This window comes from Mesorhizobium sp. Root102 (assembly GCF_001425625.1).
In the GTDB taxonomy this organism is placed as follows: Bacteria; Pseudomonadota; Alphaproteobacteria; order Rhizobiales; family Rhizobiaceae; genus Mesorhizobium.
The window spans coordinates 209,041-232,360 of record NZ_LMCP01000044.1 but is presented as its reverse complement, the minus strand read 5'-3'; the positions used below and the strand labels follow the sequence as shown (position 1 = coordinate 232,360).

The window sequence follows — 23,320 nt, the reverse complement described above, 5'->3', positions numbered from 1 at the left end:
TCGCTCTGCGGCAAAAATTGAGTTTGCCTTGGACATCCTTCTAAGGCGCCGACTTTATTGCGGTGACTGGCGGTCAATGAATGACCCGATGGAAGGTCTATTCATGTATTCGACCACGGGTCCGGTCCCGAGTATACAAGAGCGTATCAAGGGGATCGGCGACGCTAAGTCCATTTACAGGGTCTGCTCTCTCTCGGCGAGCTTTCAGTCTCACCTTCTGTGGGCTCACTATGCTAGCGGCTTTGATGGTCTGGCCATAGAAGTAGAGCTTCCCGACAATGATCCAAATGTCAGGCGACTAGAGTACAGGGGTGTTTTTGCGTTTTTGGATATGGACCAAGTTCTCACGGAGGACGAAGCTGCTAGAACTATTCTGTTCTCGAAATATCAGGAATGGTCCTATGAAGAAGAGATCCGAATTTTGTCCAACCAGACGCACTACAACGATATCGTCGTCAGGCGAGTCATTGCCGGCCATCGAATGAATGAGGCTCTGTTCGACACTCTCGAGATGGTTTGCGAGAGGGAAGGCATCGAGTTCTGCAAGGTCGGTATCGGAGATGAGGGAATCGATGCTGACAGAGTTCGCCCGCAAGTACGAAGGCATAGATGACCACAATCCTCGCAGACAGCTTCACCACCGCGCTGGCCAAACTCGCCAATGACGAGCAGAAGCAGGCGAAGCTAACGGCGTTCGACCTGCAAGCGAATCCCGATCAGCCGGGTCTTCAGTTCCATCGTATCGACAAGTCGAAGGATCCGAACTTTTGGTCGGTCCGGGTCAGCCGCGATATCCGCATCATCGTGCACAAGGCCGGCGGAAGCCTGATGCTCGCCTATGTCGGCCATCACGACGACGCCTATTCCTGGGCGGAACGGCGACGCATCGAGACGCACCCGACGACTGGTGCAATGCAGATGGTCGAGGTGCGGGAACTGGTTGAGGAGATCGCGCCGCCCGCAACGACTGCGTTCAAACAGGCCGACCTGCCCTTCGGTGTAGCCCCTATAGGAGGAGACCCCGCTGTATCCGCCGCACCGATCTTCGCGAAACTGGCGCAGGGCGACCTGCTCTCCGTCGGGGTTCCAGCCGACTGGCTTTCCGACGTCGCCGTGGCGACCGAAGATACCTTCTTCCCGCTTGCTGCCCGCCTGCCACAGGAGGCGGCCGAGGCACTGCTCGAATACGCCGCGACTGGAATCCTGAAACCCGCAGCGGCGCACGTCGAAGACCCGATGGCGCATCCGGACACGATGCGCCGCTTCCGCGTTCTCGAAGGGCTCGAGGAATTGCAGGCCGCCCTCGACGCGCCGTTCGAGAAGTGGGCGGTTTTCCTGCACCCTCTCCAGCGCGGCGTCGTCGAGCGCGACTATTCCGGCCCAGCGCGCGTCGCCGGATCGGCCGGCACGGGCAAGACGGTCGTCGCGCTTCACCGGGTGATGCGGATTCTTCGGGTTGATCCAGATGCTCGCGTCCTCTTGACCACCTTCTCCGATCCACTGGCGGCCGCACTCCAGCATAAGCTGGCGGTGCTCTCCGGCGGTCGCGCCGAAATTGAGAACCGCGTCACTGTCGCCTCCTTCCGTAGGATCGCAGAGGAACTGTTTGCGCTCTCTACGGGGCGCAAGGCGCATATTGCGAAGCGCGATACGGTACGCGGGATGATCGAGAGAGCGGCGGACGATGCGGGCGTGCGGGAATTCTCCCTGCGGTTCTTGATCTCCGAATGGGAGAACGTGATCGACGCCTGGCGGATCGGCAGCGCCGATGCCTACGCCGAGGTGCCGCGCATGGGTCGCAAGAACCGCCTAGGTCAGAAGCAACGCGAGGGGCTGTGGCAGGTCTTCTTGCACGTCCACGATGCCCTCAGGCAGCAGGCGCTGTTCACGCCCGCTTCGCTATTCGCCGCTGTGACCGAGACCTATTCCGAAAGAACCGAAAAACCCTTCACCCACATTGTCGTCGACGAGGCACAGGATCTCGGCGTGCCGGAACTACGCTTCCTCGCGGCGATCGCCCCCCACAGGCCTGACGCGCTCTTCTTCGCCGGCGACATCGGCCAGCGGATCTTCCAGCAGCCATTCTCCTGGAAAGGACTGGGGATCGACGTGCGCGGCCGCTCATCCACGTTGAAGGTCAACTACCGCACATCGCAGCAGATCCGAGCGATGGCTGATCGGCTGATCCCGAAGACGATCCGCGATATCGATGGGCTCGAAGAAGACCGCCGGGGCACTGTGTCCGTCTTCGAAGGGCTGGAGCCGACGGTCGTCATCGCCAATGATCAAAACGCAGAGCGGAAGGCAGCTACCGCCTTCATCCGCGAAGCGATCGAAGACGGCATCCCCGCAGACCAGATCGCTATCTTCGTCCGCTCCGCCGCCGAGCTTCCTCGCGCCCGTGCCATCGCCGAGGCTGCGGCGTTGCCCTATCGGACGTTGTCTTCCGGAAAGCTCGGCGAAGATGCAGCGGCGCTGGTCGGGACCATGCACCTGGCCAAGGGACTGGAGTTTCGGGCCGTCCTTGTAGTCGCCTGCGACGAAGGTGTTCTGCCACTCGCTGCCCGGGTGGCGGACGTGGCCGACGAGTTCGAACTCGACGAGGTCATCGCGACGGAGCGACAACTTCTCTATGTGGCCGCGACGCGGGCGCGAGACATGCTGTTCGTGTCCGGCATCATGCCGGGCTCGGAGTTTCTGGATGATTTGCAGACGTGACAGTGACACGAGCAACGGAAATAGCCGACGCACTCGGGCGGTATGCGCTGGCGCTGCAGAATTGGGGAGCGCCTGACGACCACCCGTTCAATGGCGTATACGCATCCAGCGTCGATGTTGTTGAAAGGGACGGTCTACAGACACGTCAGCGGAATCTTGTAACGCGCATTGGCGCGCTTCTCACGAACTACGAGAAAGTGGGATCGTTTCTTAAAATCGCAACCGCGCCGACCCTCGCAGCGATCGCCCGCTTGGACCCAATATTGCGGCTTGCCGCAAGTGGTGCCGACCTTGATCATGACCTGCTTATACGTATCGTCAACAGCGGAAAGCACCGGGAAATCGCTGCCGCCGCCGCGGCGGGAATAGCCTGGCGAGTTCTGTACAACCAAAGTCAGGCGATTTTTCAGCGATCGGCACACGTGGCTGAGATCGTGCACCTTCGCAAGCCGCTGGAGGCAGGGCGATCCTCGTTGATCCGGCGCATTGGTCCAGCCTACCGCCACGCGAGCATGGAACTTGCTTCTCATCTGAACGGTCGGCTGCCTGCGTCCGCCCTTGACCGAATTGGTCTCGTAGAGCGATTGGCTGCAATCCAGGCCGCGAAATCCGTCCTCTCGCAACAGGAAACGCTTCTGGAGCGGACGCTTGGCCAGCACTACCGTGGAGAAGCCACGGATTTTGAACAGGTAGCTGCAGCCTGCGATTGGGTCGCATCACTGGATAGCACACGCTTGCTGCCAAATCCGCTCAAGCTGATTGCCTTGAGCGCGAAACGCGAAATTGTCGCGAAGTCGATTTCTTACTTCAAAGATCAGAGTGCCAGGATTGAACGCGAGCTGAGCATTCTTGCGAAGGCGTATAGCCTTGACCCGCTCGCGTTCTTCGGAGCGTCGGAGTTTTCAGCCGCCCGGCTCGACAAGGTCGCGTTTCGATTCGAGCGAATGGCAGCCGAAATGCACCGACTGCCCGAGTGGCTCGAACTCCAGCGCCTCAAGAAGGCGATCGACGACCTCGGGGTTGATGAGCTTGTCTCCGCAGGAGAATTGAAAAGGAAAGCACCCGACCTCGTCGAGGCGATAGACGGTGCTTTCATTGAGGACGAACTCCCTACGCCCACAGAAGAAGTGCTCCCGGTCCCCAAGGACACGGAGGTCGCCAGTCCTGCCAAGGTTGACGATCCCGAGGATGTGCCGCCAGAAACCTCAGAGCAGGCGGTACTAACAAGCGCAGGCGAAAGTATTCCAGCCGAGCTGACTGCCGCACGCCACGAGCATTTCGACCGGAGCGAATCCCGGGATCTGCTGGAAGACAACGGACTTTCGCCGTCAAACGTTGAAGAATCGATTGGACCTTCGGGACACTCGGCCAACTTGGACGTCATTGTTGCCGAACCGACGGACGAAAGTGCAACGTCTCCTCGCCTTACTACGAGTTGGGCGGATCAGGAAAGTGACGCTGACAACGAACAGCTTGCGGTCAGGCCTACTGCCTCCGAAGAGGCTGCCCTCGCCGATCACGCGTCGACAGGTGCCTTGCGACTTCTCGATCCCCTGTCGCCGGAGGAGCCGGACTCCCCCACCCTTGCAACCTCAGTTTCGGAACTTGATGAAGGCGGCGTCGACATCCAGTCCGCCGCATATGACACAGGCTCTTCATTTGACGCGCCTGCAACAGAGATCTCCGACGCGGCAGATTTTGAATCCCCTGAAGAAGATGAGCTTTCCCACTTAATCGAAAGTACCGATAATCCGGATGAACTCGCTGGTGAAATTGATGAACCAGTAGGGACTTCGCTCGACGCGTCTGAAGCTGAGGCGTCCGCCGCCCCTCAAATCGCGTGGTCTACTTCTGAATCTTCAACACCCTTCGATCTGTCCAGGCTTTCGGATTTAGGGCTCGCACAGCATTTCGTAATGCACCGTGAAAGTTCAGAAGAGTTGCGGAAGCTGAACGAGGTACTCAAATCGCGCAACTCGGATGCGGCCAGCGATCTGCACATCGAGGTCCAGCAAGCACTGCGCCAGTTGCGCCATCTCGACAATCGTCAGCAGCGTCCGGCGATCGTCGCCACAGGAAGCGGTCCTGTGCGTGACTGGATCCGCGAGTTCCTGTCGGCGCGGGGACTAACATATGCCGACGGGAGGCCGCTTTATCGGTACCGCATGTCGGATGAGGAATACGCCAAGGCCAAATCAACGCTCGTCAAGCTTGGCCGCGACGGAAGGCTGAACAGGCCAGACGATCGATCCGGTGCGCTTTTTGTCATCTACTGTGCAGAATGGTTTCGGCGCGAAAGCAGTTCCACCTTCCTGCGTTGGAACGACCTTGCGCCCGACATTTTCGATACCCTGGCTCAAAATAAAAAGGCCGATCTGACGAGTCGCGGGCTCATCCATTGGCGGCGCGACCTACGCATGAACGGCTCAACGCATGAGTATCTGCTGACGCTCGCACTCGAGGGCGGATTTCCGGTCCGGCTTTTGGATGAGTCATCGCGCGGGTGGCTGAAGGAATACTTGCGATCGATTCTCCGAGGAGCACTGGGCCTACTGCAACCCGAGACCAGTGAAATCGAGAGTATTGCCCATGAAGAAAAGGGGCAAATGCGCAAAAGCTACCGCCACAACGAGTTTGTCGCGCTGTGCGCTGAATTGGTCGAACGGATACTGTTTTGGCGGAGAAAGGCCGAAAGCGAGGCCCAGGCCAATCTCCCCCATGCCCAGTTGCTCGACTTGAAGCATCCCGAATGGCGAGAGGACCTGCCACTATACATTCCCGCAGGCGAAACCGGGATCGCGAGCGAAATCCTTTCCGGACTAATGAATGAGCCCGCCGCTGGGCTCCCCACCTCTGGAATAGAAGCCACCCGATTCCTCGTGAAGATCGACGGTATGTGGCAACCCGCAATCCAGATCCGGGCCGACGGAGATATGCCGGCAGCTCGAATACCACATGCGTCGACCGGACTTGGCCGATTGCGCGCGGTCGCATCGGGCGCGCTGGCCAATAAGGTCTCCGGCGAGTTCGCCTTGTTCGAACCCCCCTCTGGCACACAAAAGCGCTGGCGTGTACGGCCGCTCGTTCGGCTCGACAAAATAATTCCGGATATCCCGTTCTCGATGCCGATATTGGCAAACCTGACGACGAATGGAGTCAACTGCCCTATCGTCTGGCCACGAGGCGAGGCCGTCAACTCCGAGATATTGGTGTTGCGGAAAGTCCCAACGGAGGCCGGCAGCGCGGAGGCGCTGAGCCTTGCTGGCAGGGGATCACACCGGAGCAGTGCCCACAGACTGTATGTTTTATATCCGGAAGGATGGGCCGTTCGGCCCGCCGATCCGGACACAATTCCAGACATCGAACTCCTTCCCCATTTGCACCGGTGTCTCGCCACGATTTCAGGCGCCACTTATTTTGAAAGTGGCGAGAGCGGCGCTGCGCGATATCGCGTTGAACCCAACTCTGACGAACGTGATGCGGAACTTGATCTCGGCGGCAAGCCGTCTGGGCAATTCGAAAGCGCGGATCCGGATTGTGACCTGATAGAAGGTCCGCTTGCGCCCTCGATCGTCGAGAACGGGGGTCTGAGGCAGCCACGGAAGGGAGAGATATTCTGGCGGCGACCGGGGGACAAGTGGACGGAATATGTGCGACCTATCAAGGCAGTCGGTCGAATTGACGTCTCATGGAGGGATCCGGAAGCGAGCATTCAGCTCGAAAAGCGCCAAGTCGCCATGATAACACCGCTTGCGGGCATATCGGGGCGCATGACCTCCGCGCAGGCGTGCGAGATATCGGTAAGGGGCCTAGACGACTGGACAATCCAGTTCCCGCAAGATCTCTTCGAGCAATCTGTAACATCTGCCAATCAGATGAAGATGCGGTTTCGGAGCCGACCAGCCTACCGGATACGAGCGGTTCTCATCCCGCCAGAGGGACACGGATTCTCAGTCTGGCTAAAGATTGCCGGTCGCGATGCCGCAATCGTCCTTTCCGATGGCACTGTTCTGGCTGCAGGTCAGTCGATCGACATCGGCATGCTCCGCGGGGCCGTGGCGGTATCGCCCTCCCGCACGGCTCTTGACGTCACGCTCAAAGGGTCTCGCTCGTCCGGCCTCACTGTGCAGGTCGATGAGGAATATCCCCTCGGCGCTTTGCGCAATGGGATCGACGAAATTCTGGCTGGAGCGACAGAACACGACGCCGTGGCAGAAATGGTCTTCCTTGGCCAGCAGATGCCTTTCCGGATCGGCCGCTACCGCTATCCGCCCCCGGCATATGTTGATGGGCAGATCCGCTTCAGCACGTTTGGATTGAACGACACGACCCGCCCTGTCGCTCGCATGATCCTCTCCCCGAGACACGATCACGCGCTTGACCCGGCTGGCGACAACACGTGGACGCTCCCGGAGAGATGCGTTGGTCCGTGCCTTGTCTATCTGCGTGACGGAACGGAGGTCATTTCGAAGCCGATTGTCATCGGAAAGAGCGAGGCGATGCCATCCTCAAGCATATTGCTGACTGCAATGGCAAAATCCGCGCATGCGGAACGCCAGACCGCAGTCCTGTCGGCGCTGGCTGATATTGCAGGGAGCACGTCGGCAACCTTAGACATCAACTGGCTGACCGAACTGATCGCACATCTGAATGGCTTGCCCGCTTCCGCCTTCGATGTGCTTCGGCTGTTGCCGAGATCTCCCGTCGCCCTGATCCGGCTATTGCTGGGCTGCCGAGATGACGTAGAGCGAAACTTGATTTGGAGTCTCCAGAATCAGCTTCCATTCCTCTGGCTGCAATTTCCGAAGGATTCATGGAAGGCGGCGTTAACGGCGGAGTATCACACATACGAAAGCGCAATTTCGGGTCTCGCAGATGATCTGCGGTTGAAACTGTGCGGAGAGCGGATGATTGCGTTGATATCCGCGGTTTGCGATCTGGAACCCGCCCTTTCATCGATATTTCAGAGCCTAGGATTCATCCGGGCCCAGGTTGCGGCGCGAAGCGTCCGCGATTTAGCTCAAGACTATATTCGCGATCAACGGCTACGGGACGCTGATGGACCTGCTCGGCGCACACAAGGCAGCGCTGTGATTGCGGAAAATCTCGTGATTTCTAAGGTAACACTTCCCGAGGAACTGCACCCGCGCTTCGACTTGCAGTCCTTCGAAGGGCTGCTTGTGCCTGTGCTTATCGCGGCATGCGCGAATGGGCGCATGGCGATCGATGCGCAGTGCCTGCTCATCGCTCGCCGAATGATACGCGAGAGCCCTGCATATGTTTCCGGCGCCTATCCGCATTTCCTAAAGAAGTATGAGGTGATTTGACGTGGGGCCTTTTGAAACACTCCGGCAGATCAGGCGACGGGCCAGCGAGGCGGTGATCGCGCAGTCAGGCCTCTCGCATGCGGGCCTGCGCAGTAGATTGCGCGAACTGTTCGATTCCGCGGACGCTGGCGAGGGCGCGCTACTGCAACGCCCGGTAATCGAAGGCGCGCATCCGTTCCTTTCCTGCGACCAAACAATGGCCGAGTTGACGGGAAGCCTTCTCCACTCTGATTTTGTCCAGGCGCTCGACCGGACCGATGATGCCGAATACCGTTTTCCGCGCGAACGGAAGCCATTTCGTCACCAACTGGAGGCGTGGAACCAGCTCCTCAAGCCGGGAGAGCCGCAATCCGTACTCGTTTCCTCCGGCACTGGCTCCGGGAAAACTGAGTGTTTCCTGTTTCCAATCCTCAGCGATCTCGCCCGCCAGATTGAACCCAATAATGCGAGGCTCGAAGGCGTTCAGGCGATAATGCTCTATCCGCTGAACGCCCTCATCGAGAGCCAGAGAATGCGTTTGTCCGCTTGGACAAAGCCATTCCGGGGCAAAATTAGATACTGCCTGTACAATGGTGATCTCGAACAGAACACCCCAGCCTCCGAACATAAGCTCAGACCTGAAGAGGTCCCCGATCGTGTTGACCTGCGGCGCAGCCCACCGCCTATCCTCGTTACCAACATCACCATGCTTGAGTACATGCTCGCCCGCGACGATGATCGTCCGATTGTCGAAAAGTCGAAGGGAAAGCTGAAGTGGATCGTTCTCGACGAGGCTCATTCGCTTATCGGTGCAGCGGCTGCGGAAATCGCGCTGCTGCTCCGGCGCGTCCTTATGGCTTTCGAAGTGAAGCCCGCCGAGGTTCATTTCGTAGCAACGTCAGCCACGATCGGTGGCGGCGAAAATGTTCGCAGTCAGCTGAAGCGGTTTCTCGCCGATGTCGGAGGCATTCCCGACGCTCAGGTTCATGTCATCGAGGGCGCCCGTCGCATGCCGCTGCGCCCCAGCGGTTCCGCCACTCCAATGCCAAAGAATATCGCTTCAGCCGATGCAAATGAACTCTACGGCGCGCTGGCCTCGCGCGACGATATCTGGCGCTTGGTCGAACGCTTATACAAAGGCGCCGTTTCCCTTGATGACTTCGAAGCTGCCGCCAAAGCTCAGGAGCTGACTGCCGAAGAACTGGCACTGGCGCTGTCGCGCGCGACACGCACGGACCCAAGAACGCCTGAGGGCGAACGTCTTGCGCCTATCCGGATCCACGCCTTTGAAAGAGCCGTTCCGGGAATCTGGGGCTGCATCAATCCCCAATGTCAGCAAGCCACCCTGGAATGGCCCTATGGAGGGATATTGGCCCAGCGCGCCGACCAGTGTCCGCACTGTTCTGCGCCAGTCCTTGAAATCATCAACTGTACGTCCTGCGGCGAACCCTTTCTCGAAGGATTAGAAAGGGACGGTCGCCTGACCACGCCAGTGCGGACCCCGCCTCGCGACGAGTTTGAGTTCGACAGCGACGCATACCCAGTGGCCGACGATGATACTGATCCCGACGATGCCCAGCCCGACGATGGCGATTTAGGTCTTGATCGGTTGTTTGCGGCGAGGCCGAGCCCATCAGCGAGGCCATTCTATCTTAATCGGAAAGACTGGACCGTATGTGATCAGGCAACTGAAGCAACGTTGACGGTCGTGAGTGACGAGAAGCGTGGCGGTGCCTGTCCTTGCTGCGGCAAGGGGCCGACGCGAGAGATCCCCCGCGTGCTACGCCCGCTTCGGTTCGGCGCGCCATTCATGATCGGAAACGCGGCACCCTTGCTTCTCCAAGGCGTAGAGGCGACGCCGCTTTCCCACACTGGCGACCGGAGGCCTTCAGGCGGCAGACGCCTGCTTTCGTTCACCGACAGCAGGCAGGGCACGGCACGCATGGCGGCCAAACTGCAGATCGAGTCGGAACGAAACTTCGTTCGCTCCTTCGTTTATCATGCCGTCCAGAAATCCATGCATGCGGGTACGGGCGCGACAGTCGAGGCGGAAAGCGTTCGCTTTGAAATTGCAAGCCTCGAGAGCATATTGAATGACCAATCCCGCTTGATAATCGAGCCGATTATCAAACAGAAACGCGCCGCGCTGGAAAAGCTGATCGGTGGCGGAACTGACGGTATCGAATGGGGCGACCTGGTCGATAACCTCAGCCGGAGCATCGAGGTCGATGAGTGGATTAAGGATGTCTGGCAGGGCCGCGACATTGACCCAACCCTCTTCGCCGACTCGCGGAACCTAGCAGAATTCCTTTTGCTGCGGGAATTCGCGCGGCGACCGCGGGCGGCAAACTCCATAGAGACACTTGGACTCGCGAGGCTTCGCTTCCCCTATATCGACAGCCGCGGGGAAGGCGATTTGCCCAGGCCTTTTCGCGATCGAAACAAGACTGCGGCCGATTGGCAGTCCTATCTGTCAGCCGTATTAACATTCTTCGTGCGTGCGAACAGCGCGATTGCGGTCAAGCGCCAGACCCAGTTCTGGCTCTTGCCAAAGGCGCCAGTGAAGACGCTTAAGGGTCCGGGGGTGGACGTATCCGCCGAAAGAAATAGCCTTGGCTGGCCGCAGGCTGCCGGAAAGGGTCGCCGTCCGCGACCGGTCTCTCTCTTGGTCGAGGGATTATCGCTGAATCTGGCCGACCCTACGCATCGCGATGATCTCGAGGAATGCCTCGACCGCGCATGGCGCGATATCCAGCCCTGCCTGGCCGATGATCCGCGGGGACTTTCGTTCCGCAAGGCCTTCGTCGCACCAGTCACGGACGGCTTTCTGTGCCCGGTGACGCGGCGCGTACTCGACGCCGCGCCGTTCGGCCTCACGCCATATGGGCTGGATCAGCTTGATGCGGGGCTAAAAAGGGCGACTGCAGTCCAGATGCCGCGGCATCCTCTGCTGGGAGAAGACCCGATTGGACGCGAGGAGGCGCGTGCGAAAATCGACGAATGGCTTAACGCCGACAAGACGATCGTCGGGCTGAGAGAGCTCGCTTACTGGAACAACTTATCAGACCGCATCGCGTTCTTTGCTGACTATGCGCGCGCGGCGGAACATTCCGCGCAACAGCCGAGCAAAAGGCTCCGGCGCTACGAAGGAGAGTTCAAGGACGGCCGGATCAATATCCTGAACTGTTCCACCACGATGGAAATGGGCGTCGACATCGGATCTGTCTCCTCAGTGATGATGACCAATGTTCCGCCGTCCATCGCTTCCTACCGCCAGCGGGTGGGACGCGCGGGGCGGCGCAATCAGGCTACATCTCTTGCATTCACATTCTGCAAGGATCGCCCGCTTGATCGGGAGGCGTTTCGGGAGCCTGAGAAATTCCTTCAACGTGCAATGGCAGCGCCCAAGGTTGCTCTGAATAGCCGGCCGATCGTTCAGCGCCACGTAAATGCCTTTCTGCTGTCAGCCTTCATTCATTCGCTTCGCGGTGACGCGCTTCGGATGACCATCGGCGCATTCTTCGGTTGTCCCGCTGATCCGTCGATGAATCGGACTTTGAAGGCGGAGCGTTCATCCGCCCTGTTTGCTGGATGGCTAGACAAGCCATCGACCCGCCAGCTGACGATGGAAAGCATCAATACCATCACACGGCGGTCGGTGCTCGACGGAGATGTCACCCTCGTCGATGAAGCGCTGGTGGCGCTCGACACGGTTGAGAAGCGATTCCTTGAGGAATGGGAAGGCCTTCGGCTGATGGCGCGGGAGGAAGGAATTCAGGAAGCTGGCCGGACGCGCATGGGGATCGAGTTGCAGCGACACTGCGACGAATTTCTCCTTAGCGGTCTGGCCGATCGCGGTTTTCTTCCTGGCCATGGATTTCCATCCGATGTGGTGACCTTCATCCCCGCTCGTCAATCAGGCAAAGAATCCGATCATTCGACGCGCGACGGACGGCGACAGTTTCGAAGTCTCGGGCCGCAGCGCTCTCTCGATCTGGCGATCCGGGATTATGCGCCCGGATCCGAGGTCGTTATCGATGGACTTGTTCATAAATCAGCTGGCGTAACCCTGAACTGGAAGCGGCCTGCGAACGAAGACAACTTGGTCGAGGTTCAAAGCCTTCGGCAACACTGGCGCTGCTTGGACTGTGGAACGGCGGAAACCCGCTCGGGGCGCAAATCCGACAGCTGCGCTGATTGCGGTTCGCGCTCCATCGAGCGCAGCAAATACATAAGGCCCGCCGGCTTTACGGTGGATAGCCGGACGGTCGCCCATGCGGAGACCGACATCGTTGACTATGTGAAACCACAGGAACCGGTGGTGTCGGCGCGCAACGCTCCATGGCGAGGACTGCCGGATCCATCCTCGGGCCGCTATCGCTCTAGCCGCGACGGCCTGGTCTTCTATTCTAACAAGGGACCAACCGGCCACGGTTATGCGATCTGCCTGCATTGCGGGCGTGCGGAAGCAGAAACGGCGCCGGAGCCAAATTCACCGCTCCCGGGCCAAATGGCAGGTCATCTGCCTCTGCGGAGGAGAAAGGGTGACCTGTCCGATATATGCGCAGGAAATGACCTGACGTGGAAAATCCAACGGCATTTTGCTTTGGGCCATGAAATCACGACAGATGTCGTGGAGATTCAGCTTGCCCAGAACTGCACACGAGCCGTTGCAACAGCGTTGATCATAGCCATTCGAGAAGCACTGGCGCACGAGCTTGGCGTCGAAGCTGACGAGATGGGATTCGCGGCTACAGAATCGACCAATGCTGCTTCGGGAAAATCGGTCTCCCTTCTGCTTTTCGACAGAGCGTCGGGTGGTGCCGGATTCTCAGTCGCGCTGGAACAACATCTCGCAGCGGTGTTGCGCGGCGCGGAAGACATCCTCGATTGCGCAACGCCCGGCTGCATTCATGCTTGCTCGTCGTGTGTTTTGACTGGTGACGCGCCGGACGGCGTCGACGCGCTGGACCGCACCGGCGCATACATCTTCCTGAAGACTTTCTTGCGGATTCCGGAGCTCTTGATTTCGGACGACCTCTTCGTACCAGGTGCAATCATCAGCACCGGAATCTACGATGAGATCGACAGCACACTGCGGGCAACTACCGCGACTCAGCTGACTCTCTTTCTGCACGGAGCTTTCGACCCCGCAGATCTTGTGGACTGGCAAGGCGCGAACCAACTCTCGAAATGGACGTCGAGCGGAAGAAAGATCTCGATTGGCCTCCCCAGGAACGCGGTCGCGAGCATGGATGACGCGTCGCGCCTTGTATTGCGAGACTTTGCGGTCAGGCACGGGATTAGCTTGATGGAGGTCGATCCACCCCGCTTCCCGAACGGAGCTGCCCCGATCGCCGCAATTGAGGCCAGCCTCGCGCCTACCCATCTGTGGGTCAGCAGAGACCGGACCGCAGCTCGCCTCGGACGCGGCTGGGGTGACCCGCTGGATCATCCGATCGCGCGAGCCGCCTACAATTTAACGCTGGATAAGTCCGAACTTGATGATCGGCTGTTCCTTCCAACTCAAGGTGCAGAGTTCGTCGAGATCGACAGTGAACTCGACGTTACGGCCGCAGAGTTCGGGAAAACTGCCGCAGCAATGCTGCGCGCCAAGCTGAGAAATTGCGGCGCATGGCGGGACGAGCCGATCGAGCGCATCTGCTATGAAGATCCGTTTGTTTTGTCACCTTTAGTTACGCGCCTACTGATCGACACTGTGGCCGAACTTGGTCTCGGTTCGGACGGTAGCCTGCGCCTTTCTATAGAAACACGTGCCCCAAAGCCGTATGACGCAGGGAAATTCCCCTTCCAACTAGCCCAAGATTGGCCTGATCCGGGCATTCAAACCGCAACCATATTGGCCTACGGGTCTCTGAGGAACGTCAAGGTCGATATCGCCCATAAGAACGTTCCGCACGGCCGTTTCATGACGATCTGCTTTTCGTCAGGACTTGAGGCGAAAGTTATCTTTGATCAAGGATTTGGTGCCTGGGCAATCGCACATGGAATTCGTGTGCGCCATGATTTCACGGCGCCAGCCCCAGCGCAGGCGGAGCAGATGCTTCATGGCAGTTATGTTCTTGCGCGACGCGGTGTTGGGAAAACGTACCTTGTTTGCAACCGAGGCAAAACGGTTTCCATCAAGTAAGGGGACCATTGGATCCTTCCAGGTTCTATTGTGCGAAGCTGCGGTAAGAAGCTTGTTAGATTCAGGTCGAGGGCTGCTTCTGGTCTAAGCATCACTCCGGCTTTGCTGCCCTGGCGGCCGCCGCTCAAGGTGGTACGAATCCTTCTATGGCTTCCTCGTCAGTACGGCGATAAAGCTGCCAGATCGGGCCGGAAATCGGGCCGGGATGGAACCAGTATCGGCACGCACAAAAAAACCCCTCGATGCGCGGCGGCAGTTCGGCGGGACAATGGGTGATCAGTTGACTGTTCCAAATCGCTGAGTTCGTTCCATGGCTCGATAATCTCGCAATAAGTCGCAGGACGATCGGATCGCGTCGTCGTCATCTTGCCTTGAGTTGTGCGGTGCTGATCGGCCGTTCTTTGGTTGATCGCACTGATCTTCGCCCTGCGATCTGATGCAACTTGGCTACTTAGAGTGACCGCTGAATTGACGGTTTGGCGTCCTTGAATGTCCGAAGAATTCTAGGTTCATTCGACAAAAATGGGGGGACGAATTGGAGGATGATTCCTAGCCACAATGATTTTTTGTAGTGAAATGAGAGGCTTGGTAAAGAAGCTGGCGCACCCGACAGGATTCGAACCTGTGACCTCTGCCTTCGGAGGGCAGCGCTCTATCCAGCTGAGCTACGGGTGCTTTCCGGAATCCGGAAAACGAACCAGCCGGTGAACCGGCAAGTCACGGCTTCTTAGCGGAAGCTGGCGCGGGCTTCAACGGGCAATTGGCGATTGGCGCAGCGACTTGGCTCGGTGCGTCCAGGCTGCGGCCTCTCAGGTTTCCGCCCTCGCCTTCACCGCCCGCCGCCCGCGCACCGCGCGTTTCGGCTTCTTCGCACCCGTCAGTTCGTGCATCGCGTCCAGCTGCATCTGCTGCATTTCGGCCAGGCGCGTCCATTGGCGCGAGATGAGGTAGTCGAGCTTTTCGTGCAGATGGCGCACTTCGAGTTCGGCCTTGAGGTTGACGCGGTAGTCGTTGAAGGAGCGCAGGCGGTCCTTGGACTCCTGCCGCCTCTGGCTCATCATGATGATCGGCGCCTGGATGGCGGCGATGCAGGAGAGCAGCAGGTTGAGCAGGATGAAGGGGTAGGGATCGAAGGCAGCGCTCATGCCAGCGATCAGGTTGATGCCGATCCACACCAGCAGCACGCTGCCAAACGAGATCAGGAACCACCAGCTGCCGCCGAAGGCCGCCATATTGTCGGAAACGCGGTCGGCAAAGGTCCGGTGCTCCTCGAACTCCTCCTCTGAGTTTTCGGAAATCGTGTCTTGCCTGGCGATCGATTCGACCACCTGGCGGTCGAGCTCGGAAAATTCGCCGTGTTCCTGCTGCAGCAGCTCCTCCATGTAACGCATGCGGTAGCGGCCGAGCTCGGCGCGGCTGATGCGGGCGCCGGCCGGCAGGTCGGGATGGTCCGACCGGATGCGGTCGGCGAGGCTCGGGCGCAGCGTGTCGATGCGGACGAGATCGCGCTTGCGGAATTTCCGGCCCGATATCGCCGACGGTTTTTTCTTCGGCTTGCCACGCGATGCGCCCGGAGCGGATGGCTCGGAGTCCGGCACGTCGGGCGTCTCAAAGTGCTCGTCCGAGGTCTGGTCGGCCTCGTGCTCGCCAATGATCGGCGCCTCGAAATATTCGCCGCCGCTGTCGTGCTGATTGTCTGCCGCCTGCTCAGGCGGCGCTTTCGGGACAGTGCTCATGGTGCGGGCTCCTGCTGTCGGGCTGCAAAGGACGATAAGCAGAGGTGGCGGCGCATAGCCAGCGCCGGGCACGGATTTCGCGGGCCGGACAAGTGGTTTTGATCAACCCGAGGAGCGATGTAGCTCGATGCTTGCTGGCGGCGGCTGGCCTTCGCAGGCTCAGGGCGGTGGACCATCCGAGATTGGCCGAAGCCTCCCCAACTTCGTCATCCACGGGCGAAGCGGACGCGTAGACCCGAGGATCCATGCCGTGACGTTTGTAGAGGGTGCAGCGGAGCAGAATTCAGCACCGCTGCAGGCGCTTTGAAGTCGCGGCATGGATCCCTTGGGCTGCGGAGCAGCTCCAGGGGTCTGCGCCGCGTCGCTACGCTCCTTGCTTCGCCCGTGGATGACGAAGTGATGGGCGCTCCAGCATTGCGAACCAGGCCGTACAGTGCTGCGGGGGGCGGCGGGAACAAAAAACCCGCCTTGCGGCGGGTCACAGTGCTTCAATTGGCGCAAATCAGCACCATGCCCAAAACACTAGCACAATTGCCCTCACCGGGCAATCCGTCACCGGGCACCAAGACGCAAATCGCGCGGCGGCCACTACTGTTCCGCGAACATCAGCCTGGTCTTGGCGCCGTCCACGGACAGCGACAGACTGCGCTGGATCAGCGCTTCGACATGGTCATTGCGCTGGCGGGCGCTGTCGGCGCCCATCACCACGACGATCAGGTTGCGGCCGTCGGCATTGTAGGAGGTGACGATGTTGAAGCCCGACGCCCTGATGTAGCCGGTCTTGATGCCGTCGACGCCGCGCACGCGGCCGAGCATGTCGTTGTGGCCGCGCACCAGCCTGCCGCGGAACATGAAGTCGCTTTCGGAGAAATAGTGGAACTGCTGGGGAAAGCGCTGACGCAGCGCCATGCCGAGCACCGCCATGTCGCGCGCCGTGGTGTGCTGGTCGTCGTCGGGCAGGCCCGAGGCGTTGCGGAACACGGTGCTGGTCATGCCGAGCTGGCGCGCCTTGGATGTCATCATGGCAGCGAACTGCTCCTCCGAGCCGCCGAGATATTCGCCGACCGCCACCGCCACGTCATTGGCCGATTTGACGACGATGGCGCGGATCGCCGAATCGACGTCGATGCTCTCGCCGCGCCGGAAGCGCAGCTTGGTCGGCGGCTGCGAGGCGGCGTGGTCCGACACCGGGATCTGCGTCTCCTTGGTGACGCGGCCGGTCTCCAGCGCCTCGAACAGCAGATAGAGCGTCATCATCTTGGTCAGCGAGGCCGGGTAGCGCTGCGCCGTCGAACTGACCTCGAACAGCTGCTTGCCGGTCCTGGCGTCGACGACGATCGCGGCATATTTCCGCGCCGGCGCCGGCACGGCCAGCACGCTGTCGGGCGGCGTCGCGGTGGTGCAGCCGGCAAGCAGCACCAGCAGGGCGAGTGCCGCAAAAACTCTCTGGATGAGCGGAAGGGGACGCAGGTTGGACAAGGGCAAGTCTGTTCGGGTCAAGCTGTTGCTGAGATGCGGCGAAGCTAACGTAACGCGCCAGCTGCGTCCATTTGGTTAATGCCGGTTAGTCCCAGGATTGTCGAGGCCCGGAGCTCGGGTTCCTCTCCCCCGCCTTCTGGCGGGGCGAAGAAGCCAGGCCTGGGCAAAATGCCGATTGCGGTGCTTGCGCAACCGCCGCCGAACGGGTTCTGTTTGCGGATCAGAATCGGTGAGAGCGCAATGACTGTCAGCACGATCAAGGCCAGGGGCATTTCGGTTTCGCTCGACCTCACGGTCGGCCACATCGCCGACATGGTCGTCAGTCGTGACGGGCGGCAGCTGAAGCCGCTGCATCGCGCGCCCTGGGTCGATGCGAACGAGACGCTGCCGGACAATTTGCCGGAAGGCACGGTTCGGCTGTCGGGCGATTTTCTCTGCGCGCCGTTTTCGCGCAGCGATGTCGAGGAGGCGCCGCTGCATGGCTGGCCGGCCAACAGCGCCTGGGATGTCGTCGAGAGCGCTGCGACAGAGGACGGCTGGCGCGCGCTCTTCCGCCTGCGGCACAAGGTGATGGGCGCGAGCGTCGACAAGATCCTGACGCTGCGCGACGACCATCCCTTCCTCTACCAGGAGCATGTGTTTTCCGGCGGCCATGGCGCCATCTCGGTCGCCCATCACCCGATGACGGCGATGACCGGCGGCGGCAGGCTGGCCTTTTCGCCAAAGCGGTTTGCCGCGACGCTGGACGATCCGCTGGAGCCGGATCCCGCACGTGGCCGCTTCATGCTGGCCTATCCGGCGCGGTCCGCCGATCTCGGCCATTTTCCCGCCGCCGGCGGCGGCACGCTTGATCTCACGGAATACCGTATGGACGACCGCCGCGAGGATTTCATCACCCTGGTCGAGACCGATCATGGCGGGCCGGGCTGGACCGCCCTGGCACGGCAGGCCGAAGAGGACCTGGTGCTGGTGCTGAAGAACCCCGCCGAGCTGCCGATCACCATGCTGTGGCTCAGCAATGGTGGGCGCGACTACGCGCCGTGGAGCGGCCGCCACCTTGGCGTGCTCGGCATCGAGGACGGCCGCACCGCCGTTGGCCATGCCGCCTCGATCGGCGACAACTGGCTGAAGCGCGAAGGGGTGGCGACCGCCTTTGCGCTTGGCGAAGGCCAAAGCGTTTCCTTTCGCCATGTCATCGGCGCCATGCCGCTGTCCGGCGGCGAGCCGCCGCATGAGGTCACGACGGCGGATGGCCGCATGCGGCTGGCAGCCGGTGGCTCGTCCTGGGAGGTTCCCTTCGACAGCGATTTCCTGCGCATCGGCCAGCCAGCAGCCTCATAGGCAGGATTGCGCGACCGTAGGGTTTGAAATTTCCACGAACTGCCGCCAAGATGTGGCCGAAATCATCATGCGGAACATGGTGGATTGAAGCTCCTGCCAGAGAGGCTCTCATGTCCGAAATCGCCCATCTCGCCGCCACCATCTTCAAGCGTGCCGGCAAGGCAAACCGCTTCATCGTCGCCATTGCCGGACCACCAGGCGCCGGCAAGTCGACACTGTCGGCACGGCTGCATGACCTGCTGCCCGAAGGTGCTTCGGAAGTCGTGCCGATGGACGGCTTCCACTATGACGACGCCGTGCTTGAGCGGCGCGGCCTGCGCGCGCGCAAGGGGGCGCCGGAAACCTTCGACTTTGCCGGTTTTGAGGCCCTGCTGAAGCGTATCCGGGCCGGCGAACCCGACATTGCCATCCCGGTCTTCGACCGCAGCATGGAACTGTCGCGCGCCGCCGCCTCGATCGTCGCCACCGAAACCAAATTCATCCTGGTCGAGGGTAACTATCTGCTGCTCGACGAGGAGCCGTGGTCGCGGCTGGCGCCGCTGTTCGATTTCTCCATCTTCGTCGACGTGCCGCGCAATGAGCTCGAGCGCCGCCTGCTGGAGCGCTGGCACGAGCACGGCCGCTCCGATGCGGATGCCCGCGCCTGGATCGCCTCCAACGACATGCCCAACATCGACCGGGTGCTCGACCGTCGCCGGGCCGCCGATCTGGTGATCGGCGATCCCGCTTGATTCTACGCATTGCGCAAGGGGAACCTTAAGACATTCGGGCCGTTATCGCCGAGAAGGCAATTCTGCCAAACAGGGATTCCGTCCGATGGCAACCAAGGCAAGAAAGCCCGCGCCCGCCAAGGGCAAGGCAACCCAATCCAAGGCAGGCGCCGGCCCGGCGATCGCTGCACGTTCGAAGGACGCCAAGCCGGCCTTCGGCAAGGCGGCGCCGAAGAAAGTGGTGCCTACAGCGGCAAAAGCCGCAAAGCCGAAAAAGCCTGCGAATCCGAGCGATTCGCTGAGCGGCAGTGCCATGCGCACGGCCAAGGCCACGGCTAATGTCGCTGCCGGCGCCGTGATGGTCGCGGCCAGAGGCGCTGCCTCCTTGGCCGCCTCCGTCATGGGAAAAGGCGGTTCGAAAGCCAAGGCGAAGGCAAAGTAACCTTCTCACAGGGTCCCGCTGGTTTGCTTCAGGCCCTAGCCGGTATGGTCAGGCCTTTCTGCACCGCCGGCCGCGCTAGACCGCGTTCCAGCCATGTTCCCACATTGGTGAAATCGTCGAAGCCGACGAGCTCGCGCGCTTCGTAGAAGCCGATCAGGTTGCGCACCCAGCCGAGCAGCGAGATGTCGGCGATGGTGTAGTCATTGCCCATGATCCACTTGCGGCCCTTCAGCCGGTCGTCAAGCACGCCGAGCAGCCGCTTGGATTCATCGCGATAGCGCTCCAGCGGGCGCTTGTCGGCAATCTCGCGGCCGGCGAATTTGTGGAAGAAGCCTACCTGGCCGAACATCGGCCCGACCGAGGCCATCTGGAAGAACACCCACTGGATGGTCTCGTAGCGGCGCGCGGCGTCCACGGGCATGAGCAGGCCGGTCTTTTCGGCGAGGTAGAGCAGGATGGCGCCGGATTCGAACAGGCCGATCGGCTTGCCGTCGGGACCATTCGGGTCGATGATCGCCGGTATCTTGCCGTTGGGATTGAGCGACAGGAATTCCGGCGTCCAGCTTTCGTTCTTGCTGATGTTGACCAGATGCGGCTCGTAGGGCAGGCCGAGTTCCTCGAGGGCAATCGATATCTTCACGCCGTTCGGCGTTGTCGCCGAATAGAGCTGGATCTGGTCCGGATGTTTGGCCGGCCAGCGTGTTGCGATCGGAAAGGCGGACAGGTCAGCCATGGAAAACTCCTGAACGGGGATTCGCGCCGAGCGGCGCGGTCTTGGCGGGTCCATCAAGGATTAGGCGCGCGGCCAATCCTGATCAATATGGCAGCGACGGTTTCGCCATGCACGGACAAGTCATGGCGCGGGACGATCAGGATCGCCCGGGGCAGGTGTGACCGCCCGGGCAGGTCCGGAATCAGACGGCCTTGAAGGCCAGCACCGCATTGGTGCCGCCGAACGCGAAGCCGTTGCTGATTGCGGCGCGCACCTTGCGCTCGCGCGCCACATTCGGCGTGACGTCGAGGTCGCAATCGGGATCGGCCTCGCGAAAATTGGCCGTCGGCGGCACGATGCCTTCGCGGATCGCCATCACGCAGGCGATCATCTCCAGTGCACCCGATGCGCCGAGGCAATGGGCATGCATCGACTTGGTCGACGACACGGAAAGCTTGTAGGCATGATCGCCGAAGACGCGCTTGATCGCCGCCGTCTCGATCTGGTCGTTGGCCCTGGTGCCGGTGCCGTGGGCATTGAGATAGTCGACATCCTCGGGATTGAACCCGGCGTCTGCCAGGCAGGCGCGCATGGCGGCCGTTGGTCCGTCGATGGTCGGCGCGACGATGTCGGACGCGTCGGCGGAGAGGCCGGCGCCGGCAATTTCGGCAAGTATGGTGGCGCCGCGCGCCATGGCGTGCTCGTAGCTTTCCAGAACCGCCATGCCGGCGCCCTCGCCGAGCGACAGGCCCTGGCGATCGGCCGAAAATGGCCTGCAGGTGTCGGGTGCCAGCACCCGCAAGGCTTCCCAGCCCTTCAGGATACCCCAGACCAATGGCGCATCGGTGCCGCCGGCGACCATGACATCGGCACGGCCGAGCCTGATCTGGTCGACGGCCGAGGTGAGGGCGTGGTTGGACGAGGAACATGCCGAGGTGACGCCGAAGACCGGGCCGCGCAGGCCGAGATTCATGCTGACGTGACCGGAGGCCGCGCTTGGCATCACCTTTGGCACGGTGAAGATGCCGGCGCGATTCTTGCCCTCGATGAGGATAGCCCGATAGTTTTCTTCGATCGCCTCCCAGCCGCAGACGCCGACACCGACGACAGTGCCCATCCGATAGGTGGTGGCCTCGTTCGAAACCAGGCCGGACTGCTGCATGGCTTCCCTGGCTGCGATCGTCGCCAACAGGCTGAAGCGGTCCATCGACACGGTCTGCTTACGGTCGATGCCGTGATCGGGAAGCGTCTTGATTTCGCAGCCGACCTTGATCTTCAGGTCATGCAGCTGCGGGCTTGTGATCTGGCCGATGGCCGAGCGGCCGGCGCGCATCTCGTTCCAGATCGCTGGTGCGCTGGTGCCGAGCCCGCAAATGCCGCCCATGCCGGTGATGACGACGCGCTGCCGCATTCAGGTCAGGCTTTTTTCGCGATCAGCGCGCGGACAGCTTCGACCATATCGCCGACATTCTTCAGATTGCTCCAGGCGTCGACCGTGTTCATCTCGATCTCGATGCCATACTCTTCCTCAAGATCGAAGATGATCTCCGTCAGCTCGAGCGAATGGATGCCAAGCGAGGTCAATTCGGTGGTGGTGGTGATTTCTTCGCCGCCCGGCTCGGCATGAGCCTTGATCTTCGCGATGATATCCGTTGCCAGCTGGTCGGCCATTCGGTTTCTTCCCCACTATGTCGCGTTTCCCGACGCCAACTGAGCAGCGCCCTTTTTCTCCCGGTATCAAGCCGCCGTCGTCGTCTTATACCCCCGCCAAGCGCTGCATGACCGTACCAAGGTGGTTCCCTCTATAGAAACCGAACCGTTGTCAAGCAACAAGCTATATCGAACTCTGTGTCGACAAAGCCGCCAGAGTGCTTAACGTGCAAGCATGGATACGGTCGAACATGGCGGGATTTCGACGCAGCGCGTTGCGGGCGTGGCGCGGCTTTCCTGCGCTCTCAGCGACGGGCGCACACGCCTGCGGCGCCTCTATCAAGATGGTGCCGCCAAGATAAGGATGCCGACAGTCTCGGCCGATCCGCTCGAAGCGGTGCTGATCAACACCGCCGGCGGGATGACCGGCGGCGACCGTATCGCCTGGGACGTGGATGTCGGCGCGGCTGCTTCGGCGTCGATAACGACCCAGGCCTGCGAGAAGATCTACCGGGCGGCATCCGACCGTGCCGAAGTGCGGGTTAATCTGTCGGTCGGTGAAAACGGCCGCATTGCCTGGCTGCCGCAGGAAACCATCGTCTTCGACCGGGCGGCCTTTGCCCGCACGCTCGACGTCGAGCTTGCCGCCGGCGCCGAGGCGCTGGTGCTGGAAGCCGCCGTCTTCGGCCGCCTGGCGATGGGCGAGCGTGCCACGCAGGGGCATTTCCACGACCGCTGGCGTGTCCGCCAGGATGGCTCCCTCATTCATGCCGAGGATTTCCACATCGGACCCGATCTCGCCGCCTCGCTCGACCGCGCAGCGGCTGCCGGTGGCGCGATCGCGATGGCGACGCTGCTGCTGGTGTCGCCGCGGGCCGAGGCCCTGCTCGATCCGGTCCTGGGGATCGTCGGCGACCACGGCAGCGCCAGCGCCTGGAGCGTGAAGAAATCTGGCAAGCTTCTTGCGAGGCTCTACGCCGGGGACGGCTACCGGCTGCGCCAGCGGCTGGTTCCACTCGTCGAATTGCTCAACGGAAGGGCGGGGTTGCCTAAATTATGGTCACTGTAGGGCTGT

Annotated in this window: 13 protein-coding genes and 1 tRNA gene; 8 read left to right on the top strand and 6 right to left on the bottom strand. The window is 60.9% G+C overall.

The genetic code is table 11. The features are described from left to right. Positions 1 to 103: 103 nt before the first annotated feature. The 4 genes from ASD12_RS25755 (at position 104) to ASD12_RS25740 (ending at position 14,175) form a co-directional block, all read left to right on the top strand. Positions 104 to 613: a hypothetical protein gene (locus tag ASD12_RS25755; protein WP_200953721.1), complete on the top strand. Its 510-nt coding sequence runs from the start codon at positions 104 to 106 to the stop codon at positions 611 to 613. A gap of 215 nt (positions 614 to 828) precedes the next feature. Further along, positions 829 to 2,718, top strand: a complete 1,890-nt coding sequence (locus ASD12_RS25750) for a 3'-5' exonuclease (RefSeq protein WP_244482971.1) — start codon at positions 829 to 831, stop codon at positions 2,716 to 2,718. Next, positions 2,715 to 8,045, top strand: a complete 5,331-nt coding sequence (locus ASD12_RS25745) for an STY4851/ECs_5259 family protein (protein ID WP_162252285.1) — start codon at positions 2,715 to 2,717, stop codon at positions 8,043 to 8,045. The genes ASD12_RS25750 and ASD12_RS25745 overlap by 4 nt, the downstream gene beginning before the upstream one ends. Position 8,046: 1 nt before the next feature. Then, positions 8,047 to 14,175, top strand: coding sequence for a DEAD/DEAH box helicase (locus ASD12_RS25740; RefSeq protein ID WP_056593067.1), 6,129 nt, complete (start codon positions 8,047 to 8,049; stop codon positions 14,173 to 14,175). A gap of 598 nt (positions 14,176 to 14,773) precedes the next feature. Here the strand turns inward: ASD12_RS25740 and ASD12_RS25735 are convergent. The 3 genes from ASD12_RS25735 to ASD12_RS25725 all read right to left on the bottom strand — a co-directional run bounded on the left by ASD12_RS25735 (position 14,774) and on the right by ASD12_RS25725 (position 17,390). Further along, positions 14,774 to 14,850 (bottom strand) — tRNA-Arg (locus ASD12_RS25735). A 134-nt stretch (positions 14,851 to 14,984) separates the two neighbouring features. After that, complete coding sequence (locus ASD12_RS25730) at positions 14,985 to 15,911, bottom strand: DUF1003 domain-containing protein (protein ID WP_056593065.1); 927 nt, start codon at positions 15,909 to 15,911, stop codon at positions 14,985 to 14,987. A 588-nt stretch (positions 15,912 to 16,499) separates the two neighbouring features. After that, entirely contained in the window at positions 16,500 to 17,390 is an 891-nt protein-coding gene (locus ASD12_RS25725; protein ID WP_056593062.1) for a D-alanyl-D-alanine carboxypeptidase family protein, read from the bottom strand. A 240-nt stretch (positions 17,391 to 17,630) separates the two neighbouring features. Between ASD12_RS25725 and ASD12_RS25715 the strand changes: the two genes are divergently transcribed. From ASD12_RS25715 to ASD12_RS25705, 3 genes are all read left to right on the top strand, one after another. After that, positions 17,631 to 18,731: a hypothetical protein gene (locus ASD12_RS25715; protein WP_056593055.1), complete on the top strand. Its 1,101-nt coding sequence runs from the start codon at positions 17,631 to 17,633 to the stop codon at positions 18,729 to 18,731. A 110-nt stretch (positions 18,732 to 18,841) separates the two neighbouring features. Beyond that, on the top strand, positions 18,842 to 19,462 hold the full coding sequence (locus ASD12_RS25710; protein WP_056593052.1) for a nucleoside triphosphate hydrolase: 621 nt from the start codon (positions 18,842 to 18,844) through the stop codon (positions 19,460 to 19,462). 85 nt (positions 19,463 to 19,547) lie between these two features. Beyond that, complete coding sequence (locus ASD12_RS25705) at positions 19,548 to 19,883, top strand: hypothetical protein (protein WP_056593048.1); 336 nt, start codon at positions 19,548 to 19,550, stop codon at positions 19,881 to 19,883. A 28-nt stretch (positions 19,884 to 19,911) separates the two neighbouring features. Here the strand turns inward: ASD12_RS25705 and ASD12_RS25700 are convergent, their stop codons facing one another. The 3 genes from ASD12_RS25700 to ASD12_RS25690 all read right to left on the bottom strand — a co-directional run bounded on the left by ASD12_RS25700 (position 19,912) and on the right by ASD12_RS25690 (position 22,266). After that, positions 19,912 to 20,616, bottom strand: coding sequence for a glutathione S-transferase N-terminal domain-containing protein (locus ASD12_RS25700; RefSeq protein ID WP_056593045.1), 705 nt, complete (start codon positions 20,614 to 20,616; stop codon positions 19,912 to 19,914). 181 nt (positions 20,617 to 20,797) lie between these two features. After that, positions 20,798 to 22,006 carry a beta-ketoacyl-[acyl-carrier-protein] synthase family protein gene (locus tag ASD12_RS25695; RefSeq protein WP_056593042.1) on the bottom strand — a complete coding sequence of 403 codons (1,209 nt, stop codon included), beginning with the start codon at positions 22,004 to 22,006 and terminating at the stop codon, positions 20,798 to 20,800. 5 nt (positions 22,007 to 22,011) lie between these two features. Continuing rightward, positions 22,012 to 22,266, bottom strand: a complete 255-nt coding sequence (locus ASD12_RS25690) for an acyl carrier protein (protein ID WP_013528393.1) — start codon at positions 22,264 to 22,266, stop codon at positions 22,012 to 22,014. Between the two features lie 214 nt (positions 22,267 to 22,480). Here ASD12_RS25690 and ASD12_RS25685 point away from each other — a divergent pair, with 214 nt between their 5' ends. Continuing rightward, the gene (locus tag ASD12_RS25685) at positions 22,481 to 23,314 is read left to right on the top strand and encodes an urease accessory protein UreD (RefSeq protein ID WP_056593039.1); all 834 of its coding nucleotides are present in this window, start codon (positions 22,481 to 22,483) and stop codon (positions 23,312 to 23,314) included. Positions 23,315 to 23,320 lie beyond the last annotated feature (6 nt).

What these genes read in the sequence shown, in the direction of transcription:
- ASD12_RS25755 (WP_200953721.1), top strand. Translation starts at nt 104, where the DNA reads ATGTATTCGACCACGGGTCCGGTCCCGAGTATACAAGAGCGTATCAAG.
- ASD12_RS25750 (WP_244482971.1), top strand. Translation starts at nt 829, where the DNA reads ATGCTCGCCTATGTCGGCCATCACGACGACGCCTATTCCTGGGCGGAA.
- ASD12_RS25730 (WP_056593065.1), bottom strand. Translation starts at nt 15,911, where the DNA reads ATGAGCACTGTCCCGAAAGCGCCGCCTGAGCAGGCGGCAGACAATCAG.
- ASD12_RS25715 (WP_056593055.1), top strand. Translation starts at nt 17,631, where the DNA reads ATGACTGTCAGCACGATCAAGGCCAGGGGCATTTCGGTTTCGCTCGAC.
- ASD12_RS25710 (WP_056593052.1), top strand. Translation starts at nt 18,842, where the DNA reads ATGTCCGAAATCGCCCATCTCGCCGCCACCATCTTCAAGCGTGCCGGC.
- ASD12_RS25705 (WP_056593048.1), top strand. Translation starts at nt 19,548, where the DNA reads ATGGCAACCAAGGCAAGAAAGCCCGCGCCCGCCAAGGGCAAGGCAACC.
- ASD12_RS25700 (WP_056593045.1), bottom strand. Translation starts at nt 20,616, where the DNA reads ATGGCTGACCTGTCCGCCTTTCCGATCGCAACACGCTGGCCGGCCAAA.
- ASD12_RS25695 (WP_056593042.1), bottom strand. Translation starts at nt 22,006, where the DNA reads ATGCGGCAGCGCGTCGTCATCACCGGCATGGGCGGCATTTGCGGGCTC.
- ASD12_RS25690 (WP_013528393.1), bottom strand. Translation starts at nt 22,266, where the DNA reads ATGGCCGACCAGCTGGCAACGGATATCATCGCGAAGATCAAGGCTCAT.
- ASD12_RS25685 (WP_056593039.1), top strand. Translation starts at nt 22,481, where the DNA reads ATGGATACGGTCGAACATGGCGGGATTTCGACGCAGCGCGTTGCGGGC.